Source organism: Thermus thalpophilus (genome assembly GCF_022760915.1).
GTDB classification, from domain to species: Bacteria; Deinococcota; Deinococci; order Deinococcales; family Thermaceae; genus Thermus; species Thermus thalpophilus.
Genome location: NZ_JAKTNS010000053.1, coordinates 1 through 10,159 on the forward strand (window position 1 = coordinate 1; position 10,159 = coordinate 10,159).

The window sequence follows — 10,159 nt, forward strand, 5'->3', positions numbered from 1 at the left end:
TCTCTCCCTTCTCCCGCCCCCTCCGGGGTACAAGGCAATTTACTAGGCAAGCCCCCGTAGCGTTGACATTTCCCCGCCGTCCCCCTTATACTTCCCGGCAAACGGTCGTTAGGGAGGAGTCCGTGGCCCAGCTACTCGTGGAGAACGTCACCCTAACCTTTGGAGGCGTGGCCGCCCTTTCCGCCGTTTCCCTGCGGGTGGATAAGGGGGAGCTCGTTTCCATCATCGGCCCCAACGGGGCGGGAAAGACAAGCCTCCTGAACGTGATTTCCGGCTTCTACCACCCCCAGCGAGGGCGCATCCTCTTTGAAGGCCAGGAGATCACCCGGGCAAGCCCCCACGAGATCACCCGGAAGGGCATCGCCCGCGCCTTTCAGAACATTGAGCTCTTCTCGGGCCTCACCGTCCTGGAAAACCTCATGCTGGCCCGGCACACCCACCTCCGCTACGGCCTCTTCCAGGCGGGGCTTTTTTACGGCCGGGCCTTGGCGGAGGAGGTGAGGAGCCGCCGCCTGGTGGAGGAGGTTATTGACTTCATGGAGCTGGAGCCCTACCGCAAGGCCCTGGTGGGGAGCTTGCCCTATGGGGTGCGGAAGCGGGTGGAGGTGGCCCGGGCCCTGGCCCTTTCCCCCAAGCTCCTCCTCCTGGACGAGCCCATGGCGGGGATGACCCTGGAGGAGAAGGAGGACATGGTGCGCTTTATCCTGGAGATCCGCGCCCAGGGCACCACGGTGATCCTCATTGAGCACGATTTGGGGGTGGTGATGGACATCTCCGACCGGGTTTACGTCCTGGACTTCGGCCAGGTCATCGCCGAGGGCCCGCCGGAGGCCGTGGCGCAAAACCCGAGGGTGCAGGAGGCCTACTTGGGGGTGGAAGCGTGAAGGTGCTCCGGCCCTCCTACGAGATGAAGCGCCACACCCTGCCCCAGCTCCTCAGACTTCGCGCGCTTCAGGAAGGGGACCGGGTGGCCCTAAGGGAAAAGGACTACGGCATCTGGAACGAGATCACCTACGCCGAGTACTACGAGAAGGTCCTCCTTTTCGCCCACGGCCTCCTGGCCTTGGGGTTTGAGCCGGGGGAGCGCCTCGCCATCATCGCCGACAACATACCCGAGTGGCTCTACGCCGAGCTCGGCACCCAGGCGGTGCGGGGGATCAGCGTGGGGGTGTACCAAAGCTCCTTGCCCCCCGAGATCGCCTACATGCTGGCCTACACGGGGGCCAGCGTGGTCCTGGCCGAGGATCAGGAGCAGGTGGACAAGCTCTACGAGATCCGGAACGAGATCCCCCACGTGCGCCACGTCATCTACGAGGATCCCAAGGGCATGCGGGGCTACCGGGACCCCTGGCTCATCTCCTTTGAAGAGCTGTTGGAGCGGGGAAGGGAGCACCGCAAGCGCCATCCCGAGGCGGTGGAGAAGCTCCTCCTCGCCGCAAGCCCGGAGGAGGTCTGCCACCTTTCCTCCACCTCCGGCACCACGGGCAGGCCCAAGGCGGCCATGCTCCGCCACCGCAACCTGATCCACATGGGGGTGGCCCTGCAGGAGGTGGACCCCCTGAAGCCCACGGACGACTACCTCTCCTTCCTGCCCCTCGCCTGGATCGGGGAGCAGATGATGTCGGTGGCCATGGCCCTCACCGGGGGCTTCGCCGTGAACTTCCCCGAGGCGGTGGAAACCGCCCTAAGCGACCTTAAGGAAATCGGCCCCCATGTGATGTTCAGCCCTCCTAGGGTCTGGGAGGGGATCCAGAGCAGCATCTGGGTGCGCATCTCGGAAAGCCCCGCCTTCAACCGCTTTGTGTACGAAAGGCTCCTTCGCCTGGGCTACCGGGCGGCGGAGTACCGCATGCGGGGAAGGCCCATGCCCCTTGCCCTTCGCCTCGCCTACTTTTTGGCCGACCAGGTCCTCTTTAAGCCCCTGCGCGACCAGCTGGGCTTCCTGCGCCTGCGCCGCGCCTACACCGGCGGGGCCGCCTTGGGGCCCGACGTGTTCCGCTTCTACCACGCCATCGGGGTGAACCTGAAGCAGATTTACGGGCAGACGGAGATCATCGGCATCGCTTTCGTGCACCGGGATGGGGACGTGCGCCACGACACCGTGGGCCTGCCCATTCCCGGCACGGAGGTGCGGATCAGCGAGGAAGGGGAGATCCTCCTCCGCTCCGATGCCGTGTGCGCCGGCTACTGGGAAAGGCCCGAGGCCACGGCGGAAACCTTCCGGGACGGCTGGCTCCACACGGGCGATGCCGGCTACCTCACGGAAGATGGCCACCTAGTGGTCATTGACCGCCTCTCCGACGTCATGCGCACCGAGCGGGGCACGGTGTTTAGCCCCCAGTTCGTGGAGAACAAGCTCAAGTTCTCCCCCTACATCAAGGAGGCCGTGGTGTTTGGCGACCGCAAGCCCTTCCTGGCGGCCCTCATTAACATTGACCCCCAGACGGTGGGCAAGTGGGCGGAGGAGCGGGGGCTTGCCTACACCACCTACCTGGACCTTTCCCTGAAGCCGGAGGTGGCGGCGCTCATCCGCAAGGAGGTGGAGCGGGTGAACGCCGAGCTTCCCGAGGAGCTTAGGATCCGGCGCTTCGTCCTCCTCTACAAGCTGTTGGACGCCGACGACGAGGAGCTCACCCGCACGGGGAAGGTGCGCCGGGGGCTCATCGCCAAGAAGTACGCCCCCTTGGTGGAGGCCCTTTACGGCGAGGGCAAGGAGGTGGAGGTGGAGGCGGAGTACCGCTACCAGGACGGGACCGCGCAGCGGGTGCGGGCCCGGGTACCGGTGTGGGACCTTCGGGAGGAGGTGTTGGCGTGAGTTTTCTCCTAGAGCTTCTCCTTTCCGGGGTGGTCCTAGGGCTCATATACGCCTTGGTGGCCTTGGGGTTCGTCCTCATCTACAAGGCGAGCCGGGTGGTGAACTTCGCCCAGGGGGAACTTCTGGCCATCGGGGCCTTTTCCGCCCACTTTTTCCTGGTGAACCTGAAGCTTCCCGTGCTTTTGGCTTTCCCCTTGGCCTTGGCCTTCACCGCCTTGGTGGGGTATTTGTTGGAGCGGGTTTTTCTCAAGCGCCTGGTGGGCCAGCCCATCATCTCCGTCATCATGGCCACCATCGGCCTGGCCTTCTTCCTGGATGGCCTCTTGCACCTCACCCCCTACGGGGCTGGGAGCTACGGCTATCCCCCCTTCCTTCCGGAGGGCGGGGTGAGCGTTCTGGGGGTGCGGGTTTCCTACGCCCAGCTCCTTGCCCTTTTCCTCACCGGGGCCTTCTTGGCGCTCTTTTCCTGGTTCTTCCAGCGCTCCACCCTGGGCGTTGCCATGCGCAGCGTGGCCGACGACCAGATGGCGGCCATGAGCCTGGGGGTTTCCGTGACCAAGGTCTTCGCCTTGGCCTGGGCGGCGGCGGGCTTGGCGGCGGCGGCGGGAGGGGTGATGGTGGGGACCATTTCCGGGCTTAACCTGGACGGCTTGGTTCACATCGGCCTAAAGGTCTTCCCGGTGGTGATCCTGGGGGGGCTTGACTCCATTCCGGGAGCGGTGGTGGCGGGCATCCTGATCGGCGTCTTGGAAAACCTGGCGGCGGGCTTCTTGGACCCCTATGTCCCTGGCGGGGGCACGCGGGATGTCTTCCCCTTCCTGGTGCTTCTCCTGGTCCTTTGGTTTAAGCCCCACGGGCTTTTCGGCACGGAGGAGATTGAGCGCGTATGAGGAACCCTTGGGCCCAGACCGGCAACTACCGAACCAGCTACCCGCAGGACACCTCCATCTTCGCCACCCATCGGGAGCTCCTTTCCCTCTTGGCCTTCTTGGCGTTTCTCCTCGTGTTGCCCCAGTTCCTCTCCCGCACCCAGGTCTTCATCCTGGACCTCATCCTGGTCTACAGCATCGCCGTGCTTGGCCTGAACATCACCACGGGCTACGCCGGCCTCATCAACATCGGCCAGGCGGCCTTCATGGGGGTAGGGGCCTACACCGCCGCCCTCCTCGCGCCCCAGGGCCTTCCCCTCTGGCTCGTGATCCCCATGGGGGGGCTGGTGGCCGCCTTCTTCGGGTTCCTGGTGGGGATCCCGAGCCTTAGGGTAAAGCACCTCTATTTGGCCCTGGCCACCTTGGCTTTCCAGATGATCTTTGAGTGGAGCGTGGGCCACCTGCCCCTCCTGAAGCAAGGGGGGGCCATGGATATGCCCCGGGGGAGCTTTTTGGGCTATGAGGCGGGTTTCCGCAACCACTTCCACTTCTGGTACTACGTTTCCCTGACGACCCTCGTCCTCCTTGCCCTCTTCTTCCGCAACCTCTTGCGGACCAAGTACGGCCGCGCCTTGGTGGCGGTGCGGGACAACGACCGGGCGGCGGACGCCATGGGCATGGACCCGGGGCGCACCAAGCTCTTCGCCTTCGCCCTGGGGGCCTTCTACGCCGGGGTGGCGGGGGTGCTTTACGCCTACCTCTCCCGGGCGGTGGTGATGGAGGACTACGTCTTCGCCCACTCCGTGAAGTACCTGGCCATGGCCATCGTGGGGGGGCTCGGCACCTTGGTGGGAAGCTTCCTCGGACCCTTGTTCCTGGTCCTGTTAGACGTGAACATGGAGGCGCTTTCCAACCTCATCAAGGCCTTGGGCTTCAGCGTGGCCGGGGTGGACGTGGCGAGCGCCTTAAGGCCCCTGGCCTTCGGGCTCATCATCGTCCTCTTCCTCATGTTTGAGCCGCGGGGGCTTTACAACTGGTGGCGCATCGTGCGGAGCTACTTCCGCACGTGGCCTTTTAAGTACTAGAGGAGGGAAGTATGCGCAAGGGTTTGGTGGCGGTTTTGGCGGCGTTGGGCCTGGCCTTGGGCCAGCAGCAGGTGACCCTTTTCTGGTCGGGGGCCATCACCGGTCCCACCTCGGAGACGGGGGCCCCCTATGGGGCGGGGATTGAGGACTACTGCCGGCACATGGCCCGCGCTATCCCGGGGGTGGTGCTGAGCTGCGTGGTGCGGGACGACCGCTACGATAACGCCACCACGCAGCGCCTCTTTGAGGAGGCGGTGGACCGGTTCAAGATTCCGGTGTTCCTGGGCTACAGCACGGGGGCCATGCTGCAGATGAAGGCCCTCATCCAGGAACTTAGGATCCCCACCCTGCCCGCCTCCAACCACGTGGGCCTCATTGACCCGCCCAACGGGGACTACTACTTCATCCCCGTTTCCACCTATTCCGAGCAGGTGGTGGCCCTCCTGGAGTACATCGCCAAGCAGAAGCGGGGGGCCAAGGTGGCCCTGGTGGTCCACCCCTCCCCCTTTGGCCGGGCCCCGGTGGAGGACGCCAAGAAGGCGGCGCAGCAGCTCGGCCTCCAGATCGTGGACGTGCAGGAGGTGGGGGCGGGGAACCTGGACAACACCGCCCTCCTGCGGCGCTTTGAGGCGGCGGGGGTGGAGTTCGTGGTGCACCAGAACGTGGCGGGCCCCGTGGCCAACATTCTGAAGGACACGCGCCGGCTGGGACTTTCCGGCAAGATGCGCCACCTGGGGGCGGTGTACACGGGCGGGGTGGACCTCATCGCCCTGGCGGGGGAGGCGGCGGAAGGCTTCCTCTGGGCGAGCCCCTACTTCACCCCCCAGGACGACACCCCCGGCATCCGCCTGCAAAAGGACCTGGTGGCCCGCTTCGGCCGCCCGGCGGGCTACGTGGAGAACCACAACTACACCGCGGGTATGCTGGCGGCGGCCATCGCCATTGAGGCCATGAAGCGGGCCCAGGAGCGCTTCAAGCGCATCACCAACGAGACCGTGTACCAGGCCATCGTGGGCATGAACGGGCCCAACGCCTTTAAGCCGGGGCTCGCCGTGTCCACCAAGCAGGGGATTGAGGTGGACTTCACCAAGAGCGAGCGCACGGGGGCGGAGGGGCTTAGGATCCTCGAGGCCAAGGGAGGCCGCTTCGTCCCCATCACCGAGCCCTTCACCTCAGCCCTCTTCCGCAAGGTGCACTACGGCAAGTAGCCCCTTAGGCCCGGGGGGCGACCCCCCGGGCCTTTCCCTCGCGCCATGAGCCTGAACCCCACGCGCCCAGAAGACCTCGGTTCCATCCTGCTTTTGGTCAACAACATTGAGGTGGTCTACCACGACATCATCCAGGTGCTGAGAGGGGTTTCCCTCAAGGTGCCCGAGGGCCGGATCACCGCCCTTTTAGGCCCCAACGGGGCGGGGAAGACCACCACGCTAAGGGCCATCTCCGGCCTCCTCATCCCCGAGGACGGGGAGGTGGTGCGGGGCGAGATCCTCTACGGGGAAAAGCCCATCCACGGCCTGCCCCCCGAGGAGATCGTGAAGCTGGGCATCGTCCAGGTGCTGGAGGGGCGGAGGGTCTTCAAGCACCTCACGGTGGAGGAGAACCTGCGGGTGGGGACCCTCACCCGCAAAGACGCCCGGCTTAAGGAGGAGCTGGAGCGCATCTACCACTACTTCCCCCGCCTGGCCGACCTCCGCCACCGCCTGGCGGGCTACTGCTCTGGCGGGGAGCAACAGATGATCGCCATCGGGCGCGCCCTCTTGGCCAAGCCGAGGCTTCTTCTCCTGGATGAGCCTTCCTTGGGCCTGGCCCCCCTTTTGGTGCGGGAGATCTTTGACATCGTGGCCCGGGTGAACGCCGAGGAAGGGGTCACGGTGCTGGTGGTGGAGCAAAACGCCCGGGTGGCCCTTTCCATCGCCCACTACGGCTACATCATGGAAACGGGGCGGATCGTGTTGGAGGGGAACCGGGACTACCTTTTGGAGAACCCCGACGTCCAGGAGTTCTACCTGGGGGTGGCCAAGGGCGGGGGGCGGAAGAGCTTCAAGGAGGTGAAGGCCTACAAAAGGCGCAAGCGCTTCATGTAGCCCCTTGACCAAATAGTGAAAACTCAGTATCGTTAAGGGCGTGTGGGCCCTGGAGGTGGAGGATCTCGCCGTGCGCCTGGGGGAGTTCTGGGCCCTGGAGGGGGTCTCCTTCCGGGTGCCGGAAGGGGCCTTCGTGGCCATCGTGGGGCCCAACGGGGCGGGGAAGAGCACGCTCCTCAAGGCCCTCTTGGGCCTGGTGCCTTTCCGGGGGAGGGTGCGGGTCTTGGGGCGTCCCTTGGCGGAGGCCGACCCCCTGTGGTTCGGCTACGTGCCCCAGATCAAGGCCTTTGACCGCTCCTTCCCCGCCTTGGCCCTGGAGCTGGTGGCCACGGGGCTTCTCGGGCGCTGGCCCTTCCGCCTGAGCTCCAAGGTGCGGGCGGAGGCCCTTCGCGCCTTGGCCCGGGTGGGGGCGGAGGGCCTGGCGGAAAGGCCCTTGGGCCGGCTTTCCGGGGGGCAGCTCCAGCGGGTCTACCTGGCCCGGGCCTTCGTACGCCGGCCCCGGCTCCTCCTCCTGGACGAGCCCGCCACGGGGGTGGACCGGGCGGGGGAGGTGGACCTTTACCGCTACCTCGAGGCCTATCAGGCGGAAACGGGGGCCACGGTCCTCATGGTCACCCACGACTGGGAGGCGGCCCACCACGCCAGCCACGTCCTGGTGCTCAACCGCAAGGTGGTGGGCTTCGGCCCTCCTGAACGGGCCCTAAGCGAGGAGTGCCTCCGCCAGGCCTTCGGCCACCTGGGCCACGCCCACGGCCTTTACGTGGGGGGTAGCGGTGCTTGAGGCCTTGGCTTATCCCTTCTTCCAGCGGGCCCTCCTGGCCGGGCTTTTGGTGAGCCTCTTGGCCGGGCTCCTTTCCCCCTTCGTGGTGCAAAGGCGGCTTTCCTTCCTGGGGGATGGCCTGGCCCACGCCGCCTTCGCCGGGGTGGCCCTGGGGCTGTTCCTGCGGGGAGAGCCCTTATGGTTCGCCCTCCCCTTCACCTTCGTGGTGGCGCTCGCCATCACCTTCGTGAAGGAACGCACCGAGCTTTCCGAGGACACCGCCATCGGTGTCTTCTTCGCCCTTTCCGTTGCCTTGGGGGCGGTCTTCCTGGCCAAGGCCAAGGGGTACGTGGGGGACGCCATGGGTTACCTCTTCGGCTCCCTCTTGGCGGTGGGGCCTGAGGACCTTTGGGCCTTGGGGCTCCTTGCCCTTTTGGGGCTTTTCCTCCTCCCCCTTTGGGGGAGCTTGGCCTACGCCACCTTGGACCGGGAGCTCGCCCTGGCGGACCGCCTGCCCGTGGTCTTCCACGACTACCTTCTTTCCGGCTTCCTCGCCGTGAGCCTGGTCTTAGCGGTGAAGGTGGTGGGGGTGCTTTTGGTGGCGGCCTTTTTGGTCATCCCCGGGGCCACGGCCCGGCTCCTTTCCCCCACCTTCGCCCGCATGACCCTCCTTTCCCTCCTCTTGGCCGCCCTTTCCACCCTCTTAGGCCTCTTGCTCTCCTTCCTCCTGGACTGGCCCAGCGGGGCCAGCGTGGTCCTGGCCCAGGCGGGGTTCTTTGCCCTTGCCTTCACAAAATGGCTATTTCCGCACGGCAAATAGGGATATACTTAGGGCATGTGGGTTTCCACGAAGGCCCAGTACGGCCTAAGGGCCCTGGTGGAGATCGGCCTCCGCGCCCCCGAGGCGGTGCCGCTTAAGGAGGTGGCCGAGGCCCAGGGCATCAGCCAGCACTACCTGGAGCAGATCGCCGCCCAGCTGCGCCGGGCGGGGTTCATCCGCTCCGTGCGGGGGGCCAAGGGGGGGTACCGCCTGGCCCGCCCCCCGGAGCGGGTCACCGCCCTGGAGGTGGTGGAGGCCCTGGAGGGGAGCCTGGCCCCCGTTTCCTGCATTGAGGACCCGGAAAGCTGCGCCAAGGTGGGGCAGTGCTCCACGGAGCTCCTCTGGAAGCGGGTGGACCTGGCCATGCGCCAGGTTCTGGGGGGGACCACCCTCAAGGACCTCATTGAGGAACGGAAGCTCATAGAGGCGAGGCGCCTCATCCAGCTGGAGCCCGCGGGGTAGGCTTAGGAGGTGCGCGGGATCTACCTGGACCACGCCGCCACCACCCCCCTGGACCCCGAGGTGCGGGAGGCCATGCGGGGAGTGGAGGAGGTATTTGGCAACCCCAGCAGCATCCACCGCTACGGCCAGGAAGCCCGGCGGGTGCTGGAGGGGGCCAGGGAGAAGGTGGCCGCCCTTCTGGGGGTAAGGCCCCGGGAGGTGGTCTTCACCAGCGGGGGCTCGGAGGCGGACGCCTTGGCCCTTTTGGGGGTGGCCTTGGCCAAGGGGCGGGGGCACGTGGTGAGCACGGAGGTGGAGCACTCGGCGGTGCTCGGGGCCCTGCGCCTTTTGGAGCGGTTAGGCTTCGCCGTCACCCGGCTTAGGCCCGACCCCACGGGCCTCGTCTACCCCGAGCAGGTGGCGGAGGCCCTCCGGCCCGACACCATCCTGGTGAGCGTCATGGCGGCCAACAACGAGGTGGGGACCCTTTACCCCGTCCGGGAGATGGCCGAACTGGTTCATGCCCGCGGCGTTCTTTTCCACACGGATGCGGTGCAGGCGGTGGGGCATGTTCCCTTCCGGGCGGATGAGGTGGGGGCGGATCTGGTTTCCTTGAGCGCCCACAAATTCCACGGGCCCAAGGGGGTGGGGGCCCTTTTGGTGCGCCAGGGGGTGGACCTCCTTCCCCTGGTGCCGGGAAGCCAGGAAGGGGGGAGGCGGGGGGGGACGCCAAGCCCGGCCCTGGCCTGGGGCATGGCGGTGGCCTTGGAGAAGGCCCTAAGGCTTCTCCCCGAGGAGGCCCCGCGCCTCGCCGCTCTAAGGGACCGCCTCGAGGCCGGCCTCCTCGCCGTGCCCGGGGTGGAGCGGAACGGCCACCCCACGGCCCGCCTGCCCCACCTGACGAACGTCACCGTGAAGGGGGCGGACGGGGAGGCTTTGCTCCTCGCCATGGACCTCTTGGGCGTGGCGGTGTCCTCGGGCTCCGCCTGCTCCGCGGGGAGCCTGGAGCCCTCCCACGTCCTCCTGGCCCTGGGCCGCTCCCCCAAGGAGGCCAAGGCCTCCTTGCGCTTCTCCTTGGGCCGCGCCACCACCCTCGAGGAGGTGGACAAGGCGGTGGCCGCCTTTAAGGAGGCGGTGGCGCGCGCCCGGGGCTAGCCCTGCTTCTTGGCGAACTCCTCCCTGAGTTCCCGCCTCAGGATCTTCCCCACGCTGGACTTGGGGAGGCTATCGCGGAAGGCGATGATGCGGGGCACCTTGTAGGCGGCGAGGTTTTGGCGGCAGAAGG

The 10,159-nt window shown here is 66.6% G+C and carries 10 protein-coding genes; all 10 read left to right on the top strand.

The window, feature by feature from the left end; translation table 11 throughout:
- The first annotated feature begins 122 nt into the window (after positions 1–122).
- Genes L0D17_RS12325 through L0D17_RS12370 form a run of 10 tightly spaced genes read left to right on the top strand, consistent with a single transcriptional unit; the run spans position 123 to position 10,029 of the window.
- Positions 123–884 carry an ABC transporter ATP-binding protein gene (locus tag L0D17_RS12325; protein ID WP_243095582.1) on the top strand — a complete coding sequence of 254 codons (762 nt, stop codon included), beginning with the start codon at positions 123–125 and terminating at the stop codon, positions 882–884.
- Positions 881–2,815, top strand: a complete 1,935-nt coding sequence (locus tag L0D17_RS12330) for a long-chain fatty acid--CoA ligase (protein ID WP_243095583.1) — start codon at positions 881–883, stop codon at positions 2,813–2,815. Before L0D17_RS12325 ends, L0D17_RS12330 begins: the two co-directional genes overlap by 4 nt.
- Entirely contained in the window at positions 2,812–3,705 is an 894-nt protein-coding gene (locus L0D17_RS12335; RefSeq protein ID WP_243095584.1) for a branched-chain amino acid ABC transporter permease, read from the top strand. Before L0D17_RS12330 ends, L0D17_RS12335 begins: the two co-directional genes overlap by 4 nt.
- Positions 3,702–4,769: a branched-chain amino acid ABC transporter permease gene (locus tag L0D17_RS12340; protein ID WP_039455903.1), complete on the top strand. Its 1,068-nt coding sequence runs from the start codon at positions 3,702–3,704 to the stop codon at positions 4,767–4,769. Before L0D17_RS12335 ends, L0D17_RS12340 begins: the two co-directional genes overlap by 4 nt.
- An 11-nt stretch (positions 4,770–4,780) precedes the next feature.
- A complete protein-coding gene (locus tag L0D17_RS12345; protein WP_243095585.1) occupies positions 4,781–5,977 on the top strand; it encodes an ABC transporter substrate-binding protein in 1,197 nt (398 codons plus the stop codon).
- Between the two features lie 45 nt (positions 5,978–6,022).
- The gene (locus L0D17_RS12350; protein ID WP_243095586.1) at positions 6,023–6,853 is read left to right on the top strand and encodes an ABC transporter ATP-binding protein; all 831 of its coding nucleotides are present in this window, start codon (positions 6,023–6,025) and stop codon (positions 6,851–6,853) included.
- 40 nt (positions 6,854–6,893) lie between these two features.
- The gene (locus L0D17_RS12355) at positions 6,894–7,634 is read left to right on the top strand and encodes a metal ABC transporter ATP-binding protein (RefSeq protein ID WP_039455907.1); all 741 of its coding nucleotides are present in this window, start codon (positions 6,894–6,896) and stop codon (positions 7,632–7,634) included.
- Complete coding sequence (locus tag L0D17_RS12360; RefSeq protein ID WP_243095587.1) at positions 7,627–8,433, top strand: metal ABC transporter permease; 807 nt, start codon at positions 7,627–7,629, stop codon at positions 8,431–8,433. The genes L0D17_RS12355 and L0D17_RS12360 overlap by 8 nt, the downstream gene beginning before the upstream one ends.
- A gap of 15 nt (positions 8,434–8,448) precedes the next feature.
- The gene (locus L0D17_RS12365) at positions 8,449–8,895 is read left to right on the top strand and encodes an RrF2 family transcriptional regulator (RefSeq protein WP_243095588.1); all 447 of its coding nucleotides are present in this window, start codon (positions 8,449–8,451) and stop codon (positions 8,893–8,895) included.
- 9 nt (positions 8,896–8,904) lie between these two features.
- Positions 8,905–10,029: a cysteine desulfurase family protein gene (locus L0D17_RS12370; protein WP_243095589.1), complete on the top strand. Its 1,125-nt coding sequence runs from the start codon at positions 8,905–8,907 to the stop codon at positions 10,027–10,029.
- Positions 10,030–10,159: the final 130 nt, after the last annotated feature.

Coding starts and splice junctions, on each gene's coding strand:
- L0D17_RS12340 (WP_039455903.1), top strand. CDS start 3,702: ATGAGGAACCCTTGGGCCCAGACCGGCAACTACCGAACCAGCTACCCG.
- L0D17_RS12345 (WP_243095585.1), top strand. CDS start 4,781: ATGCGCAAGGGTTTGGTGGCGGTTTTGGCGGCGTTGGGCCTGGCCTTG.
- L0D17_RS12350 (WP_243095586.1), top strand. CDS start 6,023: ATGAGCCTGAACCCCACGCGCCCAGAAGACCTCGGTTCCATCCTGCTT.
- L0D17_RS12365 (WP_243095588.1), top strand. CDS start 8,449: ATGTGGGTTTCCACGAAGGCCCAGTACGGCCTAAGGGCCCTGGTGGAG.